The 18,824-nt window shown below is 68.6% G+C and carries 20 protein-coding genes; 12 read left to right on the forward strand and 8 right to left on the reverse strand.

What is annotated here, in order from left to right; translation table 11 throughout:
• Positions 1–156 precede the first annotated feature (156 nt).
• Positions 157–837 (forward strand): PAQR family membrane homeostasis protein TrhA, encoded by a 681-nt coding sequence (gene trhA / locus ACFPUZ_RS13020; RefSeq protein ID WP_377002366.1) that lies wholly within the window; start codon positions 157–159, stop codon positions 835–837.
• Here the strand turns inward: trhA and ACFPUZ_RS13025 are convergent, their stop codons facing one another.
• A complete protein-coding gene (locus tag ACFPUZ_RS13025; RefSeq protein WP_377002367.1) occupies positions 838–1,290 on the reverse strand; it encodes an Lrp/AsnC family transcriptional regulator in 453 nt (150 codons plus the stop codon).
• A 96-nt stretch (positions 1,291–1,386) separates the two neighbouring features.
• Here ACFPUZ_RS13025 and ACFPUZ_RS13030 point away from each other — a divergent pair, with 96 nt between their 5' ends.
• The gene (locus tag ACFPUZ_RS13030) at positions 1,387–2,058 is read left to right on the forward strand and encodes a LysE family translocator (RefSeq protein ID WP_377002368.1); all 672 of its coding nucleotides are present in this window, start codon (positions 1,387–1,389) and stop codon (positions 2,056–2,058) included.
• Between the two features lie 7 nt (positions 2,059–2,065).
• Here the strand turns inward: ACFPUZ_RS13030 and ACFPUZ_RS13035 are convergent, their stop codons facing one another.
• Positions 2,066–3,058, reverse strand: a complete 993-nt coding sequence (locus ACFPUZ_RS13035; protein ID WP_377002369.1) for an acyl-CoA thioesterase — start codon at positions 3,056–3,058, stop codon at positions 2,066–2,068.
• Positions 3,059–3,120: 62 nt separating this feature from the next.
• Between ACFPUZ_RS13035 and ACFPUZ_RS13040 the strand changes: the two genes are divergently transcribed.
• From ACFPUZ_RS13040 to purM, 3 genes are read left to right on the forward strand one after another with little or no spacing between them, the layout of a single operon-like run.
• Entirely contained in the window at positions 3,121–3,471 is a 351-nt protein-coding gene (locus ACFPUZ_RS13040; protein WP_377002370.1) for a sterol carrier family protein, read from the forward strand.
• Positions 3,472–3,497: 26 nt separating this feature from the next.
• A complete protein-coding gene (gene purF / locus ACFPUZ_RS13045; RefSeq protein ID WP_377002406.1) occupies positions 3,498–5,024 on the forward strand; it encodes an amidophosphoribosyltransferase in 1,527 nt (508 codons plus the stop codon).
• Positions 5,025–5,053: 29 nt separating this feature from the next.
• Positions 5,054–6,118, forward strand: a complete 1,065-nt coding sequence (purM, locus tag ACFPUZ_RS13050; protein WP_377002371.1) for a phosphoribosylformylglycinamidine cyclo-ligase — start codon at positions 5,054–5,056, stop codon at positions 6,116–6,118.
• Between the two features lie 76 nt (positions 6,119–6,194).
• Here the strand turns inward: purM and ACFPUZ_RS13055 are convergent, their stop codons facing one another.
• Both ACFPUZ_RS13055 and ygfZ read right to left on the reverse strand, forming a co-directional pair.
• Positions 6,195–6,422: a DUF3073 domain-containing protein gene (locus ACFPUZ_RS13055; protein WP_377002373.1), complete on the reverse strand. Its 228-nt coding sequence runs from the start codon at positions 6,420–6,422 to the stop codon at positions 6,195–6,197.
• 225 nt (positions 6,423–6,647) lie between these two features.
• Complete coding sequence (gene ygfZ, locus ACFPUZ_RS13060; protein ID WP_377002374.1) at positions 6,648–7,709, reverse strand: CAF17-like 4Fe-4S cluster assembly/insertion protein YgfZ; 1,062 nt, start codon at positions 7,707–7,709, stop codon at positions 6,648–6,650.
• 42 nt (positions 7,710–7,751) lie between these two features.
• On the opposite strand from ygfZ, the gene ACFPUZ_RS13065 reads away from it, so the two are divergent.
• A complete protein-coding gene (locus ACFPUZ_RS13065) occupies positions 7,752–8,675 on the forward strand; it encodes an aminodeoxychorismate lyase (RefSeq protein WP_377002375.1) in 924 nt (307 codons plus the stop codon).
• A 6-nt stretch (positions 8,676–8,681) separates the two neighbouring features.
• Here the strand turns inward: ACFPUZ_RS13065 and ACFPUZ_RS13070 are convergent, their stop codons facing one another.
• Positions 8,682–9,380 (reverse strand): heme-binding beta-barrel domain-containing protein, encoded by a 699-nt coding sequence (locus ACFPUZ_RS13070; RefSeq protein WP_377002376.1) that lies wholly within the window; start codon positions 9,378–9,380, stop codon positions 8,682–8,684.
• Between the two features lie 142 nt (positions 9,381–9,522).
• On the opposite strand from ACFPUZ_RS13070, the gene ACFPUZ_RS13075 reads away from it, so the two are divergent.
• Entirely contained in the window at positions 9,523–10,566 is a 1,044-nt protein-coding gene (locus ACFPUZ_RS13075) for a diacylglycerol/lipid kinase family protein (RefSeq protein ID WP_377002377.1), read from the forward strand.
• On the opposite strand, the gene ACFPUZ_RS13080 is transcribed toward ACFPUZ_RS13075, so the two are convergent.
• A complete protein-coding gene (locus ACFPUZ_RS13080) occupies positions 10,563–11,330 on the reverse strand; it encodes an LmeA family phospholipid-binding protein (RefSeq protein ID WP_377002378.1) in 768 nt (255 codons plus the stop codon). The genes ACFPUZ_RS13075 and ACFPUZ_RS13080 overlap by 4 nt on opposite strands.
• Before the next feature lie 33 nt (positions 11,331–11,363).
• Between ACFPUZ_RS13080 and mshD the strand changes: the two genes are divergently transcribed.
• From mshD to pstB, 5 genes are all read left to right on the forward strand, one after another.
• Positions 11,364–12,251 (forward strand): mycothiol synthase, encoded by an 888-nt coding sequence (mshD, locus tag ACFPUZ_RS13085; protein ID WP_377002379.1) that lies wholly within the window; start codon positions 11,364–11,366, stop codon positions 12,249–12,251.
• Between the two features lie 298 nt (positions 12,252–12,549).
• Positions 12,550–13,671, forward strand: coding sequence for a phosphate ABC transporter substrate-binding protein PstS (pstS, locus tag ACFPUZ_RS13090; protein WP_377002380.1), 1,122 nt, complete (start codon positions 12,550–12,552; stop codon positions 13,669–13,671).
• Between the two features lie 192 nt (positions 13,672–13,863).
• Positions 13,864–14,928 carry a phosphate ABC transporter permease subunit PstC gene (pstC, locus tag ACFPUZ_RS13095; RefSeq protein ID WP_377002382.1) on the forward strand — a complete coding sequence of 355 codons (1,065 nt, stop codon included), beginning with the start codon at positions 13,864–13,866 and terminating at the stop codon, positions 14,926–14,928.
• 13 nt (positions 14,929–14,941) lie between these two features.
• Positions 14,942–15,868, forward strand: a complete 927-nt coding sequence (gene pstA, locus ACFPUZ_RS13100) for a phosphate ABC transporter permease PstA (protein ID WP_377002383.1) — start codon at positions 14,942–14,944, stop codon at positions 15,866–15,868.
• A 38-nt stretch (positions 15,869–15,906) separates the two neighbouring features.
• Entirely contained in the window at positions 15,907–16,680 is a 774-nt protein-coding gene (gene pstB, locus ACFPUZ_RS13105; protein ID WP_303358548.1) for a phosphate ABC transporter ATP-binding protein PstB, read from the forward strand.
• Between the two features lie 88 nt (positions 16,681–16,768).
• Here the strand turns inward: pstB and phoU are convergent, their stop codons facing one another.
• Together phoU and dusB are read right to left on the reverse strand one after the other, a co-directional pair.
• Complete coding sequence (phoU, locus tag ACFPUZ_RS13110; protein WP_377002385.1) at positions 16,769–17,524, reverse strand: phosphate signaling complex protein PhoU; 756 nt, start codon at positions 17,522–17,524, stop codon at positions 16,769–16,771.
• A gap of 85 nt (positions 17,525–17,609) precedes the next feature.
• On the reverse strand, positions 17,610–18,755 hold the full coding sequence (gene dusB / locus ACFPUZ_RS13115) for a tRNA dihydrouridine synthase DusB (protein WP_377002386.1): 1,146 nt from the start codon (positions 18,753–18,755) through the stop codon (positions 17,610–17,612).
• Between the last annotated feature and the right edge of the window lie 69 nt (positions 18,756–18,824).

Genomic DNA, 18,824 nt, shown 5'->3' on the forward strand with positions numbered 1-18,824 from the left:
TCCGAATGGCCAGGGAAGAAATTCCCTGGACCTTGACAGTTATTGTAGAGGAAAGTGACATGTTGAGTAACACGGAAAGTAAAATTTTACAGAACGGGCGTGTACTGTGGCCTACGCGACCGTAAGTTACGGTGTGGAAGGTGCGGAAGGCGCAACATGGCAGAGACAATCACCCTCACCCGACACGTGTTCGACCGCGGCGCCCGCCCGGTCACGCGCGGCTGGTTCCATTTCTTCGCGGCCCTGACCTCCGTGATCGCCGGCTCCGTCCTATCGACCTTCGCCTGGATGACCCTGCCCTGGTGGCAGGCCCTCGGCGTGAACGTCTACGCGGTGTCCGTCGTGGTGCTCTTCGGGGTGTCCGCCGCCTACCATCTCGGCCACTGGCGCTCCGGCCGCACGGTCCAGTGGTGGCGCCGCGCGGATCACGCCACCATCGCCTTCTTCATCGCCGCCACCTACACCCCGCTGTGCCTCATCGGGCTACCCGCCACGCAGGCCGCCTGGATGCTGGGGTTGGCCTGGTCCGGGGCGGCGCTGGGGATGGTGCTCAACCTCGTGTGGATCACCCACCCCCGCTGGCTCGACGTCGTCGTCTACCTCACGCTCGGCTGGCTCATCGTTCCGCTCGTCCCCTCCCTGTGGGCGACCGCAGGCCCGACGGTGGTGTGGCTGCTCTTCGCCGGCGGCCTCATCTACTCCCTCGGCGCCCTGGTCTACGGCTTCCGCTGGCCGGGGCGGCAGGCGCGGGTCTTCGGCTACCACGAGCACTTCCACACCGCGACCATCGTCGCCGCCGCAGTCCACCAGGTGGCGGTGTGGATGGTGGTGGCCTGATCAGAGCGGGAGGGGGCCGTCCTTGACGATCTCCCGCATCACCAGCGTCGACGTGATCCGCGCGACGCCCGGCAGCTCGCTGAGGTGCTCATCGCGCAGGCGCTGGTAGTCCGCCAGGTCACGGGCCGCCACGCGGACGAGGAAATCCGGGTCACCGAAGAGCCGCTCCGCCGAGAGCACCTGCGGCAACGCCGCGAGCCCGTCCTCGAGAGCCGCCACCGTCGCCCGGTCCTCCCGCTCGAGGGTGATGAAGGCGATGACCTGAGTCCCGTAGCCCACCGCCGCCGGATTGAGGCGCGTGTGGAAGCCCGTGATCACGCCCTCGCGTTCCAGCGCGCGGAGCCGCCGCAGGCAGGTGCTCGACGACACGCCCGTGCGATAGGCCAGCTCCGCGGCCGTGATGCGCGCATTCGACTGCACCAGTGACAGAATCTGGCGATCCACCTCATCCATGTGGCCGATTCTCTCACAACGGCGCGGAAAAGAGCGCCGGATGAATGAAAGAGGCGGGAGTATCCGGGGCGTCGATAAGCGGGCACGATGACCGGCATGAACATGACGGACCTCCTCGGCTTCAGCGCGCTCAGCCTCCTGCTGATCCTCACCCCGGGCCCCGACTGGGCGTTCGTGATCGGGCAGGCCCTGCGACGCCGCCCGCTCATCCGGGCGCTGTCGGGCATCGGGCTCGGCTACCTCGGGCTGACCGTGGTCGTCGCCGGGGGACTCGGCGCCCTGGTGGCGCGGCATCCGGTGCTGCTCACCGTGGTCACGCTCGCTGGCGTCGGGGTCCTACTGGTCCTCGGCTGGCAGATGCTGCGCGCCGCCTACGCCGGGCCGGTCACGGTGGAGGTGCAGTCAACCGCACCGGAGCCGCGGGGCGGGGGCTCGGGCGGGGGCGGGGGAGTGGCGACCCTGACCCGCCCGTCAGCGGTGACCACCGGCGCTGCCGTCAGCGGCCTCAACCCCAAGGGGCTGCTGTTGTTCGTCGCCCTGCTGCCGCAGTTCATCGGCGAGGGCGGCTGGCCGGCGTGGTCGCAGATGTTCGTGCTCGGCCTGGTGTTCATCGTCTCCGCGCTGGCCGTCTACGCGCTGCTGGGCATCTTCGCAGGAAGGGTGCTGGCGGGCTCGGCGCGGGCCTCGCGCCTGCTCACCGGCGTGGCCGGGGCGGCCATGCTGTGCGTCGCCGCCGGGATGGCGGCGCAGCACTTCCTGTCGATCTAGTCCTGTTCTAGTCGATGTGCAGCGGGGTCGCCTGCGAGACGAGCGGCATGGGGGCGTACTCGGCGCGCAGCTCACGCAGCTTGGTGGCGTGCTCGGCGAGCCGGACATCCTCGGTGGTGCGCGGGATGAACTGGCGGGCGGGCAGGGCGTTGCCGTCGGTGTCCGTGGCCAGGTAGGTGACGGTCGCGTGGATGGCGGTCCGCAGATTCTCCCGTCCGCCGCGCGGGTTGCCCGAGCGCACGTGAATGGACATCTGCATGGAGCGGGAATCGGTGCGCATCATGCGGGCGTCCACCTCGATGAGGTCGCCGATGGCGATGGGACGGTAGAAACGGATGCCGCCGGCGTACACCGCTACCGTGTGCTCGCCGGACCACTCCATGGTGCAGGCGGCGCCGGCCTCGTCGATCCACTCCATCGCCGTGCCACCGTGGACCTTGCCGCCCCAGTTGATGTCGGTGGGCTTGGCCAGGAAACGGTTGATCAGGCGCGGGGCCTCGGAGGGGCCGTCGTAGGTCTGCTCCTCCATCTCCGCCTCGATGGCCTTGCGCAGGTCGATGCGGGAGAGGGCGGCGTCGAGGACGCGGCGTTCCTCGTCGTTGGCCGGGATGAACTCGGGCACCGCCTGGGTCTTGCCGGTGGCGGTGTCCTTGGCCACGAAGATGACCAGGCAGTCGCAGGCGCGGGTGAACTTCCCCTCCCGCGGGTCGGCGGAAAAGACCTCGTTGACGATGTGCATCGAGGAACGCCCCGTCATGGCGATGCGCGAGCGCACCTCCACCATGTGGCCGGAGGGGATGGGGCGGTTGAAGTGGATGTGGCCCACGTAGGCGGTCACGCAGTAGGTGCCCGACCACTGGACGGCGCAGGCGTAGGCCGCCTTGTCGATCCACTCCAGGACACGCCCGCCGCTGACCCCCTGGTTGCCGGCCATGAGGACATCGGTCGGCGCGGCGAGGAAGCGGAGCGTGACTTTGGGGGACTTGTGGTTGTTCGGCATGCGGACAGGCTTTCTCTGAGCGAACTTGCTGGGCTTCGGTGCTACCTTACTAGACTCAATCTATGCTGCCTTGCGAAGTTTTGGAGTGGGTCACAGACCCGGCGGGCACCCCGCCACCACCGCGCGCCGTCCTCGCCGCCGCCGTCCGGAGCAGCGCCCGCGCGCTGGCGGACAAGGCCCCCGGCAAGACCGTCGAAGTCCGCATCCCGCCCTTCATCGCGGTCCAGTGCATCGCCGGCCCCGCGCACACGCGCGGCACCCCGCCCAACGTCTTCGAGACCGACCCGCTCACCTGGCTCCAGCTGGCCACCGGACAGCTGCTTCTCGACGCCGCCCTCTCCCGCGGCCTCGTCGACGCCTCCGGCTCCCGGGTCGGCGAGGTGGCCGGGCTGCTGCCGGTCATTAGTCTGTGAGGGACTGACAGACTACAGTGGTGGGCGTGGTAATTAAGGACCGTTCCCGGACCGATTCTGCCCCCCTCGCCCCGCTGGATGACCGCGGCGAGACCGAACCGCGCGAAGAGTGCGGTGTCTTCGGTGTGTGGGCGCCCGGCGAGGAAGTCGCCAAACTGACCTATTTCGGACTCTTCGCTCTGCAGCACCGCGGCCAGGAGGCCGCGGGCATCGCGGTCGGCGATGGCGAACGCATCGTCGTGTTCAAGGACATGGGCCTGGTGTCCCAGGTCTTCGACGAGTCCATCCTCAGCTCCCTGCACGGTGACATCGCCCTGGGGCACACCCGCTACTCCACCGCCGGAGGCAAGAAGTGGGAGAACGTCCAGCCGATGTTCCGCACCTCCCCCGACGGCACCGACGTGGCGCTGGGGCACAACGGCAACCTGGTCAACCCGGTGGAGCTGCGGGCGGAGGCCGTCGAGCGCGGCCTCGGCGAGTTCGCCAACGACACCGAGGAGGCCTGCTCGGACACCGCCGTCATCACGGCGCTGCTGGCCGACGCCGTCCGCGACGGCCGCACCGTCTTCGACTCCGCGCAGGAACTCCTCCCGCGCGTCAAGGGCGCCTTCTGCCTCACCTTCACCGACGGCAAGACCCTCTACGCCGCCCGCGACCCGCACGGCGTGCGCCCGCTGGTCCTCGGCCGCCTCGAGCGCGGCTGGGTCGTCGCCTCCGAGACCTGTGCGCTCGACATCGTCGGCGCCGCCTTCGTCCGCGAGATCGAGCCGGGTGAGCTCGTCGCCATCGACGCCGGCGGCGTGCGCAGCGCCCGCTTCGCCGAGACCACCCACCGCGGCTGCATCTTCGAGTACGTCTACCTGGCCCGCCCCGACACGGTGATCCGCAAGCGCTCCGTCAACGCGACCCGCATCGAGATCGGCCGCCGCCTCGCCCGCGAGCACCCCGCCGAGGGCGACCTGGTCATCCCCGTGCCCGATTCCGGCACCCCCGCCGCCGTCGGCTACGCCCGCGAGGCCGGCATCCCCTTCGGGCAGGGCCTGGTGAAGAACGCCTACGTCGGCCGCACCTTCATCCAGCCCTCCCAGACCCTGCGGCAGCTGGGCATCCGCCTCAAGCTCAACCCGCTGCGGCAGGTCATCGCCGGCAAGAAGCTCATCGTCGTCGACGACTCCATCGTCCGCGGCAACACGCAGCGCGCGCTCATCCGCATGCTGCGCGAGGCGGGGGCGGCCGAGGTGCACGTCCGGATCGCCTCCCCGCCGGTGAAGTGGCCGTGTTTCTACGGCATCGACTTCGCCAGCCCCGGGGAGCTCATCGCCAACGCCATCGCGGGGGACACCCCCAACGGCACCGCCGCGCTCACCGAGTCGATCCGCAGCGCCATCGACGCCGACTCCCTCGGCTTCGTCACCATCGACGAGATGGTGGAGGCGACCGAGCAGTCCCGCGACGAACTGTGCGTGGCCTGCTTCGACGGCCGGTACCCGCTGGGTCTGCCGACCGGCAACGCGAACGCCGACCTCGTGGCCACGATGCAGGCCAACCAGTAGAACCTGACAGAAAGAGACGTGAAGAACCCATGACCGACAACCAGGGTGCCTCCTACGCCGCCGCCGGAGTCGACATCGAGGCCGGTGACCGCGCCGTCGAACTCTTCGCCCCGCTGGCCAAGCGCGCCACGCGACCGGAGGTGCGCGGCGGCCTCGGCGGCTTCGCCGGACTCTTCGCCCTCGGCCAGTACAAGGAGCCGCTCCTGGCCGCCGGTTCCGACGGCGTGGGCACCAAGCTCGCCGTCGCCCAGGCCATGGACAAGCACGACACCATCGGCATCGACCTCGTCGCCATGTGCGTCGACGACCTCGTGGTCTGCGGCGCCGAACCGCTGTTCCTGCAGGACTACATCGCGATCGGCAAGGTCGTCCCGGAGCACGTGGCGCAGATCGTCGCCGGCATCGCCGAGGGCTGCGTCCAGGCCGGCTGCGCCCTGCTCGGCGGCGAGACCGCGGAGCATCCCGGCGTCATGGAGCCCGGCCACTACGACGTCTCCGCCACCGCCGTCGGTGTCGTCGAGGCCGATGAGCTGCTCGGCCCCCAACGGGTCCGCTCCGGCGACATCATTATCGGCATGGCCTCCTCCGGCCTGCACTCCAACGGCTACTCCCTGGCCCGCCACGTCCTCCTGGAGAAGGCTGCCCTGCCCCTCGACGGCTACGTCGAAGAGCTCGGCCGCACCCTCGGTGAGGAGCTGCTCGAGCCCACCCGCATCTACGCCAAGGACTGCCTGGCGCTGGCCGCCGAGTGCACCGTCCGCACCTTCTGCCACGTCACCGGCGGCGGCCTGGCCGGCAACATGGAGCGCATCATCCCCGAGGGCCTCGTCGCCGAGATGAGCCGCGCCACCTGGACCCCGGGCCAGATCTTCCGCACCATCGCTGACCTGGGCAAGGTGCCCCGCGAAGAGATGGAAAAGACCTTCAACATGGGTGTCGGCATGGTCGCCATCGTGGCCCCGGAGGACCGGGACCGCGCCCTGGCGATGCTCACCGCCCGCCACATCGACGCCTGGGAGCTGGGCACCGTCCGCGCCGCCACGGTCGGCGAGACCCAGCGGGCCCTGCTCGGTGGCGAGCACCCCGGTTACTGACCCGCAGAAACACAAAGGCGCGGCACCCGCCCTGGAAACAGGGGGGTGCCGCGCCTTCGTGCGTGCGCCGCCGGGATCAGCGGCCGGAGTAGGACGCTCCCTGGGGATCGTCCTCGTCCTCATCGGACCAGTCCGAGTAGTCGGCGTACTGATCGTCGTCGTCGACTCCAGCGTCATCGTAGGAACGGCGAGGACTCTGCGAAGCGAGTTCGCGCTGGAGTGAGTCCAGATCCATTTCGGGCGTGTTGTACTTGAGCTGGCGTGCAACCTTGGTCTGCTTTGCCTTTGCGCGACCGCGTCCCATGGCCTGACCCCCTTGAGGTATGTGAGAGCGATCCAGGGAATTCGGATGCCCCATCGGCTTTACGTCTGTGTGTATTCCTGAAGAACACAATAGCGTGAATGGTCGGAAAAATCCTCACCGGGTCCCTGAGCACGGCGAATGGGGGACAAATAGGGAAAAACGCAAGATCACTGTGACGAATCCGGGGGGAGCAGGGGGTGACGCCTGCAAAGTCGGCGAAGCCGCTCAGCCGCGCCCCCGCAGCCGATCCACGGCCGCCCGACCAGCCTGTTCCCCGCGCTCCGCGGGCAGCGAGGCCGGGTCGACCATCACCGCGACATCGCCCACCAGCAGGGGCTGCTCCAGGGCCGTGCGCTTGATCACGGCCAGCGCGATGGGCCCGAAATCATGGTCATGCACCACCGTGCCCAGGCGCCCCACCGCCCGCCCGCCGGCCGCGCCGTGGATCTCGGCACCCGGGGCCGGGGTCTCCGGCGCCGAGCCGTCGAGCTGCAGCATGACGAGCACGCGCGGGGAGCGGCCCAGATTCTCCACCCGCGCCACCGTCTCCTGCCCGCGGTAGCAGCCCTTCTCCAGATGCACGGCCCCCGGCTGTTCACCCCGGCCGATCCAGGCGGGCACCTCATGGGGGATGGACTTGTCGTCGAGGTCCGCCCCCAGCTCCGGCTCGAGGGCCCGGACGCGCTCGGCGGTGAAGGCCATGAGTCCCGCCACGTCCGCACCTGCGGACTCCAGGGCGGCGACCGACTCCGCCAGGGTGGCACGCGGCACCAACACATCGCGCCGCCACCCATGGTCGCGGACAACCGCTCCCTCCGGCACCGCCACGGGCGCACCGAGCAGGGAGAGCACCGCCAGGTCGGCCTCCGCTATCTCCACCTGGGACCAGAAGATCATCTTCTGCAGGAAGGAGAGAAAGGTGTCGAACTGCCCGGCGGGCACATCAAGGAGGAAGCCCTCCTCGGTCCGGGAGACATCGGCGTGGTGCAGGATATGCCCCTGGATATCGAGGTCGAGGGCGGCGGCGGAGTAGCCGACGGGGACGTCGAGAAGCTTCTGGGACAGGAGGTTGTTGAGGAACTCCGCGGCATCCGGGCCCGTCACCTGCACCACCCGCCGCTGGGAGCGGTCCACGACGATCGTGCCGGACTCCGCGCGGCGCTGCTCGCCGAGCGGATCGCCGTAATGCCAGGCGACGCCGGTGGCGTCGAGAAGCGAGTCCGGGTCCTGCAGGGCAGCGGCACCGGGGCGGTCAAGGAGCGGGGAACGGTACGTAGTGGTCGTCACACACCCGATGGTAGCCCGCGATCCGGGGCATAATGCAGGGATATGGACTCCACCTCGCCCATCATCTACGTCGTCGAGCCTTATGGCGGCTCGATCCGGCGGCACAATTCGGCGCTCCCGCTCATCTACTGGGACGACGCCGCGGTCACCCGCGGGGACGGGATCTTCGAGACCCTCCTCATCCGGGACGGACACCCCGCCAACCTGCAGCGGCACCTCGACCGTTTCCGCGCCTCCGCGCGGCTGATGGAACTGCCCGAGCCGATCGTGGAGGACTGGATCACGGCCACCCGGGAGGCGGTCAGTGAGTGGTCGCAACGCTCGGACGAGGACGCGACCTGCGTATGGACCTACACCCGCGGCCGCGCCTCCACCGGCCGGCCCAGCGCCTGGCTCACGCTCACGCCCGTGTCGGACACCGTGCTCCGGCAGCGGCGGAAGGGGGTCAAGGTGATGACGAGCCCCCGCGGCTTCAGCATCGACACCTCCCTGCCCGGCGTCGAGGAGGCCACCGAAGGCGGCTCGCCCCGGCCCGCCCCCTGGCTCACCGTCGGCGCGAAGACCCTCAACTACGCGGCGAACATGGCCGCCCTGCGCTACGCACGCAGCCGCGGCCTCGACGACGTCATCTACCTCGACCCCGGCACCGGCCGGGTCCTCGAGGGCGCGACCTCCACGGTGATCACCGTCCGCGCCGGCGGCAAACTGCGCACCCCCGTCTCCGGCGGCGACATCCTCCCCGGCACCACCCAGGCAGCACTCTTCGACTACGCCGAAACTCACGGGTGGCGCTGCAAAGCGAAGGAGATGACCGTCGAGCGGCTTCTCGACGCCGACTCCGTCTGGCTCGTCTCCTCCGTCCGCGTCGCCGTCCGTGTCACCGAGATCGACGGCGTGAAGCTCCCCGCCCCCGACAACGAGGACGAGGTACGCGAGCTCATCAACGCCGCGCTCGGCGCCGAGTAGGCTGGCCTATCCTGCGATGCGCTGCAGCTGCGCGGACATCCGCGGACGCAGCTCGCCGTCGATGAGCCGCTCATCCACCCAGCCCAGGTCGTTGTTCGGCATGAGGCCGTAGAGGCGCTTGCCCGCACCGAGGGTGGTGGAGCAGCTGGAGGTGACCATCGTCGAAGCCGTCTCCAACTCCCAGGCACGCTCGTTGACGGGTTCCCCGTAGAAGATCTCCGCGACACCGGTGGAGTGGGTGCACACGAACTCGATCTCGTCCTGCAGGGAGATGCGCCAGAAGCCGGACTCGCGGTGATCCGGCCCGACGGTGTTGCCCTCCTCGTCGAGCTTCCAGATGCGCGACTCGTAGGTGAGGTAGTTCTCGCCGTCATGGGCGATGATGAGCTGCTGGCCGAAGGCGTACTGGCCCTCGCCCGGCACATCGGCGCGGCCCTCGCCGCGCCACACGCCGACCAGGGGCAGCAGAGCCAGCAGTCCGTCGTGGATGTTCGGCCCCTGCCGCAGGTTGGCGGTGTCGTCCGGGACGGGGAGATCGCCCAGGCCCAGCGGGGGGATGTTGCGGTGGGCGGTGTTCTTCGCCTGCTCGGCCGCGAGGTTGACGGCGTCGCTGCCGCTCAGGCCGGGCTGCGCGCCGGCGGCTGCGGCGGCTGCGGCGGCATCGCCGGGGGTGTCGGACGGGGTGTTCTTCGACTGCTCATTCATGGCCTACAGCCTAGACGCGGCGGGGGTGCGTGCGCACGCACCCGTTTGTTCGCCGCCACCGCGTGCCGACCTGGCCTTTTAACTCAGCCCCGCGGACAGCCGGGTACGCGACAACGCGGGCCCCCGGCTAGGCTGAGCCACCGTGCGCGTCCTGTTGATAGCGAACCCGAATTCCACCTCCCAGAGCGACGGCCTCTTCCGACGGATCATCCCCCTGCTGCGCTCGGTGCCCGGCCTGCGGCTGACGGGTCGTTTCACGCACCACCCCGGACATGCCGAGGAGATCTGCCGGGGCCTGACGCGGAAAGACGTGGACCTCATCGTGGTGGTCGGCGGCGACGGCACCGTCAACGAAGCCGTCAACGGGCTGCTCGGCGCGGTGGGGGAGAGCACCCCGGCGGCAGAGGACGTGCCGTGCCTGGCGGTCATCCCGACCGGATCCGCGAATGTCTTCGCGCGTGCCCTGGGTTTCCCGCCGGAACCGGTGGCCGCGACCGAGATGTTGACCCATCTCATCCGCGCTGACCTGCGGCGGACGATCTGCCTGGGCACGTGGAACACGCGCTGGTTCGCGGTCAACGCCGGCTTCGGGATGGACGCCGATGTCGTCGCCCGGGTCGACGAGGCCCGGACCATGGGTTTCGCAGCGACCCCTCTGCGCTACCTCGCCGTGTGCCTGCTCGTGTGGACGCGCGCGCAACGCCGGCCCCCGCGTATCAGTGTCACCGCCACAGCAGCCGCCCCCGACAGCCGCACCCTGCGCCTGCGCCAGGTCCCGCTGTTCGTCGCCTCCAACACCAACCCCTGGACCTTCCTCGGCCCGTTGCCGGTGGTGACCAACCCGCGCAACTCCTTCGACCGGGGGCTGGGGCTGTTCGGGCTCACCGATCTGCAGGGGCTGCGGGGCGCGGCGAGCATGCTCCACCTCATCGGCTTCGGGCACCGCACGGTGCTGGAGGACTGGATCCGCAGCCGCACGGTGCAGTTCGACGACGCCGACGAGGTGCTGCTCACCTGCCCGGAGCCTCAGCCCTTCCAGGCCGACGGCGAGTACGAGGGTGAGTTCGCGCGGGCGCAGCTGGGCAGCCGTCGGGATGCCATCGAGGTGTACGCCCCGCGGCAGGCGTACCCGGTGACCTCGCGGACCTGGCGGCAGGTGGTCCGCGACGTCTTCCGCATCCACTAGTCGCCGGAGGAGACCTCGACCGGGGAGAGCGCGGACATGGCGACGGAGACGTTGAAGCGCTGCGCCTCGAAGAAGATGGAGCCGCCGGACATGTTCACGGTGCTGGCGCGGCCAGCCAGGGGCAGCTTCCGGGTGTCGAGCGTGAGCGTGAAGGCCTCCCGGATGGCCTCCGCCTCGGCGGGGGTCTGCTCGGCGGGGGCGTCGATGATCTCCCGGGGGGTCATGCGGAACTCGTTGCCCACCAGCCGGAGATCGACCAGCACCGTGGAGGGTTCCCGCTGGTTGAAGGGGGTTCCGCTGAGGCGGGCCTCGGCGGCGGTGCCGCCCCCGGGGGAGATGTCGTAGGGGTTGGAGATGTCGAGGTCCGTCATGTCGAGCAACCGGCCGAGCGCCACGCCGTCGAGTCGAATCGTGCGGGTGAAGGAGCGCGCCGGGGCGCCGGAGATGTCCCCGGACAGCACCTGCGCGCGCGTGACCTCCACCTCGGTGAGGCGGGTCTGGGCGTTGACCATGCCGATGTCGGCCACGTCGACATCGAGGGCATGGACGTGGACCGCCGGAATCTCTCCGGTGACCAGGGCCGCCAGGTAGGGCACCCCGTCGACGTTGACCCGCGGGCTGACGTCGAGCCGGGCGGCCTCCTCCACCTCCCGCGAGATGGTCCTCTCGACCCGGGAGGCCGCGATGCTGTCGACGAGCCACCCCGCCCCGACCAGGACGGCGAGGACAGTGACGATGAGCAGCGGCAGACGAGGAACGTACACCTCTATATATCTACCAGCGTTACGCTGGGGTTCATGATGATCCAGCCGATTGACCTGCCAGCCGATCCGGAGCGGGCCGCCGCCGTGCACGACATTCTCGCCGAGGCCGCCCGGGTGGACGGCGTCGACGCCTTCTCCGAACAGTTCCTCCTCGGCCTCACCGATGCCCGTCGCGGGCACCGGCACCTCCTCGCCCTCGAAGAGGAGGAAGTCCGGGGCGTGGCGGCCGGCGACGGCGCCTCGTGGGAGATGGTCGTCGCCCCCGCTTATCGACGCCGCGGTGTCGGCACCGCCCTCCTCCAGGCGCTCGGCGAGGGGGATGTGTGGGCGCACGGCAACCTCCCTGCGGCGCAGGCGCTGGCGCAGTCGCAGGGGCGCCGGATGACGCGCCGCCTGCTGGTCATGGCGATTACGGGGGAGGAGCTGCAGGCGGCGGCGCAGTTCCACCCGCACCCGGAAGTGGAGGCCCTTGACCTACCGGCCGCCATTGAACGTTACAGGCGGGACGTGGTGGAGGAGGCCTGGCTGACGGCCAACAACGAGGCCTTCTCCTGGCACCCGGAGCAGGGCGGCTGGGACCGGGAGCGGCTCAGCCGGGCCCAGGAGACGGACTGGTTCGCCGCGGAGGACGTCCTCTTCCTGTGGGAGACCGGGCAGCCGCATCTGGCCGGTTTCCACTGGACGAAGTGGCACACGGAGGAGCGGCCGGAGTTCGGCGAGGTCTACGTCGTCGGGCTGGCTTCCGCGTTCCGGGGGCGGGGGCTCGGCGGGCCGCTGCTGCGCCTGGGCTTGCAGCACATGGTGGGCAAGGGGGCGGGCAAGGTCATCCTCTACGTGGAGGCAGACAACGCCCCGGCGGTACGGGTGTACGAGGACCTGGGATTCGCCATCGCGGAGGAGCATGTCGTGTGGAGTCTCTGAACCACCTCACAATCCCCTGGCAATTGTGAGCCATAGCCCACCTCTACGTGACCGGGGCGACAAATGCCCCGGTCAGGCGGAAAAGTTCTCCGGAAGCTCGTCAATTGTTAACTCGTTGTTCACGGAACTGGACCTGTTCGGTTAACCAGCGACCCCTAGCTTTAGTGGACGTGAGCAACACCCCTGCCTGCCCCGGCGAGTGAATTCTGGGAACAGGCTGGAATGTGGGACGCCCTGACTGGATCCCGCGGTTGCTCGGACCACCACATTGACTGATCTGTACCGGAAAGGTTCCACCGTGATCCGTAACTTCAAGCGCACCGCCGCCATCCTCGGCGTCGTCGCCGCCAGCTCCGCCGCTCTCGTCGCCTGTGGCGACTCTGACAACGGTTCTGCCGACACCGCCACCACCGCAGCGGGAGGCGCTGAAGGCACCACCGACGGCCTCTCCGGTACCTCCGGCCAGCTCGTCGCCGAGGGCGCTTCCTCCCAGCAGAACGCCATGAACTACTTCGGCCAGAAGTACCAGGAGTCCGTCTCCGGCGCTTCCCTCGCCTACAACGCCACCGGATCCGGCGCAGGCCGCACCAACTTCATCGGCGGCCAGGTCATGTTCGCCGGCTCCGACTCCCCGCTCAAGGACGACCAGGTCGAGCCCGCCGCACAGCGTTGCGGTGGCAACGAGGCCTGGCACCTGCCGTTCGTCATCGGCCCGGTCGCCATCGCCTACAACCTCGAGGGCGTGGACAACCTCAACCTCGACGTCGACACTGTCGCCAAGATCTTCAAGGGCGAGATCACCAAGTGGAACGACCCGGCCATCGCCGAGGACAACGAGGGCACCGAGCTGCCCGACACCAACATCTCCGTCGTCTACCGCTCCGATGAGTCCGGTACCTCCGACAACTTCCAGAAGTTCCTCGGCAGCGCGACCGACATCTGGGACACCGAGGGCCAGCAGTTCCCGGCCGCCGTCGGCGAGGGTGCCAACGGCTCCAACGGCGTCGCCTCCCAGACCACCGCCATCGACGGCGGCATCACCTACGTCGAGGCCGGCTTCGCAGAGCAGCAGGGCCTGGGCATCGCCAACCTCGACTTCGGCGCCGGCCCGGTTGAGCTCAGCACCGAGACCGTCGGTGTCGCCCTGGAGAACCTCCAGTTCAAGGGCGAGGGCCACAACATGGTCGTCGACTCCGAGGCTCTCTTCGCCTCCAACAACGAGGGTTCCTACCCGCTGATCCTCACCGTCTACGAGATCGTCTGCTCCGCAGGCTACGACGAGTCCACCTCCGCCATGGTCAAGGACTTCCTCACCGTCGCCCTCGACAACCAGGATGAGCAGCTCCACGAGCTCGGCTACATCCCGGTCACCGGTGCTCACGCTGAGCGCCTGGCCGAGGCCGTCGCCGCCATCCAGTAGTTCCTGGTGGTGTGTCCGGGTGAGCGCGCTCACCCGGACAGGCCCCCGGACCGCCCCAAAGTGGCTGCGGTCAAGCATGAAAGCAGCCCCCGTGAGCGCTCCGCCATCGGGGGCGCTGCCACGTCTCGGGCATCGCCCCGGAACCGGGCACGATAAACGTCATATCCCTTTCTTTCGAAGGATCAACGCCTCATGGCAAGCAACCGACCGACCACGGACGAGCAGGTGAATCAGGCCGAGCAGCCGATCACCACCTCCGTGGGCACCATCGGCACCAAGCAGGAGCCTGCATCCCCGGCTCACTCGGAGATCAAAGCCTCCGGCAGCGTCAAGCGACCCGGTGACCGGATCTTCGAGTTCCTCTCGACCGCATCCGCCACCCTGATCACCGTCCTCATCGGGGCGATCGGCCTCTTCCTCATCTGGCGGGCCATCCCCTCCCTCAACCGCAACGCGGAGGGCTGGACCGGTTTCTTCACCTACACCGGCCCGTGGAACACCAGCAACACCGAGGCGATGCTTTTCGGTATCCCGAACCTCTTCGCGGTCACCGTCCTCATCTCCCTGGTGGCGCTCCTCATCGCCATGCCGGTCGCCCTCGGTATCGCAATCTTCCTGTCCAACTACGCCCCCAAGCGCGCCGTCAAGCCGCTCGGCTACCTCGTCGACATGCTCGCCGCGGTCCCGTCGATCGTCTACGGCCTGTGGGGCTGGCAGGTGCTCGGCCCGGCCCTCTCCAGCTTCTACGAGTGGATCCACGGCTGGGGCGGCGGCTTCTTCCTCTTCGCCACCTACGCCAACTCCCCGTCGTTCGCGACCGGCCGCAACATCCTCACCGGTGGCATCGTGCTCGCCGTGATGATCCTCCCGGTCATCGCGGCCACCGCCCGCGAAGTGTTCGTCCAGACCCCGCGTGGCCAGATCGAGGCCGCCCTGGCCCTCGGCGCGACGCGCTGGGAGGTCGTCCGCATGACCGTCCTGCCGTTCGGTCTCTCCGGCTACATCTCCGGCTCCATGCTCGGTCTCGGTCGCGCCCTCGGTGAGACCATGGCCCTGTACATGGTGGTCTCCCCGTCCTCGGCCTTCCGCTTCTCGCTCTTCGACGGTGGCACCACCTTCGCCACCGCCATCGCGAACGCCGCCCCCGAGTTCAACAATGACATTCAGGCGGGTGCCTACATCGCCGCTGGTCTGGTGCTGTTCCTCCTGACCTTTGTCGTGAACTCCATCGCCCGTGCCCTCGTGGCCAAGAAGTAGACGGAGGAAAATCATGACCAACAACGTCAACACCGTCACCCCGACTGCCACCGCACTGGGCTCCGGCAGCTCCTTCACCCACATCTCCCAGTCCCGCAAGACCACCGACACCGTGGCCACCATCCTGGTGTACGCCACCATGGCGCTGGCCATGGTGCCGCTGGTGTGGGTGCTGTGGACCGTCATCTCCCGTGGTCTCAGCCCGATCCTCAACGCCGCCTGGTGGACCGAGTCGCAGGCGTCCGTGCTGTACCACACCCCCGGTGGCGGTGCGGCCCACGCCATCGTCGGTACGCTCATGCAGACCGCGATCGCCTCGGTGCTCTCCGTGCCGATCGGCATCTTCACCGCGATCTACCTGGTCGAGTACGCCAACGGCAACCGCCTCGGCCGCATGACCACCTTCATGGTCGACATCCTCACCGGTGTCCCCTCGATCGTCGCCGCGCTGTTCATCTTCACCACCTGGATCACGCTCTTCGGCTTCCAGCGTTCCGGTATGGCCGTGGCGCTGTCGCTGGTGCTGCTCATGGTGCCGGTCGTCGTCCGCAACACCGAGGAAATGCTCCGCGTCGTGCCCATGGATCTGCGTGAGGCCTCCTACGCGCTGGGTGTGCCGAAGTGGAAGACCATCGCCAAGATCGTCCTTCCGACGGCGCTGTCCGGCATCGCCACCGGCGTCATGCTGGCCATCGCCCGCGTCATGGGCGAGTCCGCCCCGGTCCTCATCCTCGTGGGTTCCACCCAGGCGATGAACCTCGACTCCATGACCGGTCCGCAGTCCTCGCTGCCGCTGATGATGCTCGACATGTACAAGGCCGGCACCTCGCCGGCGGTCCTCGACAAGCTGTGGGGCGCCGCATTCACCCTGGTCCTCATCATCGCGCTGCTGAACATCGGGGCGCGCGTGATCTCCGCCAAGTTCTCGGTCAAGCAGTAGCTTCGGCCCGTCGATAAGCAAGAAACAAGGAGTTACTGATGTCCAAGCTCGAACTCAACGACGTCAACATCTACTACGGCGATTTCCACGCCGTGCAGAACGTCAACCTGCAGATCCCCGCCCAGGCCGTCACCGCCTTCATCGGCCCCTCCGGCTGCGGCAAGTCCACCGTCCTCCGTACCCTCAACCGCATGCACGAGGTCATCCCCGGCGCTTACGTCAAGGGTGAGATCCTTCTCGACGGCGAGGACATCTACGGTTCCAAGGTCGACCCGGTCTCCGTGCGCAACACCATCGGCATGGTCTTCCAGAAGGCCAACCCGTTCCCGACCATGTCCATCGAGGACAACGTCGTCGCCGGCCTCAAGCTCTCCGGTGAGAAGAACAAGAAGAAGCTCAAGGAGGTCGCGGAGAAGTCCCTGCGCGGCGCCAATCTGTGGGAGGAGGTCAAGGATCGCCTCGACAAGCCGGGCGGCGGCCTCTCCGGCGGCCAGCAGCAGCGTCTGTGCATCGCCCGCGCCATCGCCGTCGAGCCGGAGGTGCTCCTCATGGATGAGCCCTGCTCCGCTCTCGACCCGATCTCGACCCTCGCCGTGGAGGACCTCATCCACGAGCTGAAGGAAGACTTCACCATCGTCATCGTGACGCACAACATGCAGCAGGCCGCCCGTGTGTCCGACAAGACCGCCTTCTACTCCCTCGAGGCCACCGGCAAGCCGGGCCGTCTCGTCGAGTTCGGTGACACGAAGAAGATCTTCGAGAACCCGGACCAGAAGGAGACCGAGGACTATATCGCCGGTCGCTTCGGATAGGCGTTCACCGCCTCCGACGCTCCTGGTCCGAGCAACCCCCAGTCAGCCCGCGGGCCTGGCGCACCACCCGGTGCACCAGGCCCGCGGGTTATTCCGTGGTGCGGGGGTAGCGGCCGCGGTCGGAGAACTGGCGCTCCAGCTCGGCGAAGCGGGCGGCCATGTCCGCGTCGGCGCGGGCGCGTTCCTGCTTCTCCGTGTACTCGTGCGGGGTGAGACCCGAGGTGAGGTAGACGATGCGGGCGGCGACGTTGACGCAGTGGTCGGCGTAGCGCTCGTAGTAGCGGGAGAGGAGGGCGACATCGACGGCTTCGCGGGTGGAGTGCTCCCAGTCGCGCATGGTGAGCATGGTGAGCATGTACTCGTTGAGGTCGTCGACCGCGTCATCGTCCTCGTTGAGCACCAGGGCCACGTCGGCGTTGGGGTCGACGAGGATGTCGCGGGTCTTCTCGCCCATCTCCTCGACGAGGCGGGCCATCTCCTTGAAGTAGCCGAGCAGCTGCACGGGGATGGCGTGCTCCGGGTGGCGGCGGCGGGCGGACTTGGCGATGTGCATGGCGAGGGCGGCCATGCGGTCGAAATCCTCGACGATGTAGATGGAGGAGACGACCTGGCGCAGGTCACGCGCGACGGGGCCCTCGAGTGCGAGCAGCTGGACGGCCCGGTCCTCGCAGCGCTTGCGGATCTCCTCGAGCGGCTCGGCGCAGGAGAGGGCGTCCTCGGCGGGTTCGAGGGTGGCGTCGATAAGCGCCGCGGAGGCGTTCGACATGATGGAGCGCACCGTGTCGCACATGACGATGAGGTCATGGGCGAAACTGTCAAGGTGTTCCCGGTAAGCGATACGCATAAGCACCATCTTAAGGTGCAGGAAACAGTTCCGCCTGTTCAGGTGGACCTAATTGACATGACAATGAAAACCACTAGGGGTCGGGTCAGCCGCCCGAGTGCATGATCTCCGCGCCGTCCGGGACGGTGGCGTCCTCCGGATCGTCGAGCCAGCCGTCGGGAAGCGCGACCTTGGAGGGCGAGCCCTGGCGGCCGCGGGCGCCGTCGGAATCCGCGGCGACAGCCTCGGAGTCGGCCCACGGGGCGAGCAGCTCGCGCAGCTCCGCGAGGGTGCTCACGCGCGCGAGCTGGGAGCGGATCTCCCCGCCGACGGGGAAGCCCCGCAGATACCAGCCCATGTGCTTGCGCAGGTCGCGGCAGGCGTGCTCTTCGCCGTCGTGCGCGGCGAGCAGTTCCGCGTGGCGTTGGATGATGCGCGTGACCTCGCCCAGGGTCGGGGTGGGCGGCAGCGGCTCGCCGCGCAGCTCGGCGGAGAGTTCCGCGAAGAGCCACGGGCGTCCCAGGCACCCACGGCCGACGACGACGCCGTCGCAGCCGGTCTCCTCCATCATCCGGCGGGCGTCGGAGGCGGCGAAGATGTCACCGTTGCCCAGGACGGGGATGCCGGAACCGGAGAGGTGCTCCACGAGGGCGGTGATCTGGGACCAGTCGGCCTCCCCGGAGTAGCGCTGGGCGGCGGTGCGGGCGTGGAGGGCCACGGCGGCGGCGCCCTCCTCGACGGCGATGCGCCCGGCGTCGAGATGCGTGTGGTGCTCGTCGTCGATGCCCACGCGGAACTTCACGGTGACGGGGATGTCCGTGCCCTCGGTGGCGCGCACGGCGGCGGCGACGATGTTGCCGAAGAGGCGACGCTTGTAGGGGAGCGCCGAACCGCCGCCCTTGCGGGTGACCTTCGGCACGGGGCAGCCGAAGTTCATGTCGATGTGGTCGGCCAGGTTCTCGTCGACGATCATCTTCGCCGCGCGGTAGGTGTACTCCGGGTCGGTGGTGTAGAGCTGCATGCTCCGCGGGTTCTCGTCCGGGGCGAAGGTGGTCATGTGGAGGGTCTTCTCGTTGCGCTCGACGAGGGCGCGGGCGGTGATCATCTCGCAGACGTAGAGACCGGAGACGGTACCGGTCTTCTCGGTCTCCTGCTCCCGGCACAGGGTGCGGAACGCCACGTTGGTCACGCCCGCCATGGGGGCGAGGACCACGGGGGAGTTCAGGGTGAGGGAACCGATGTTGACAGTCACAGGTCCATTCTCCCCCGCGGGGGTGGTGGTGACCAAACAACTCGGGGCGGTTTGCCCTGCAGGTGCCGT

Source organism: Corynebacterium nasicanis, from assembly GCF_042658165.1.
Classification (GTDB): Bacteria; Actinomycetota; Actinomycetes; order Mycobacteriales; family Mycobacteriaceae; genus Corynebacterium; species Corynebacterium nasicanis.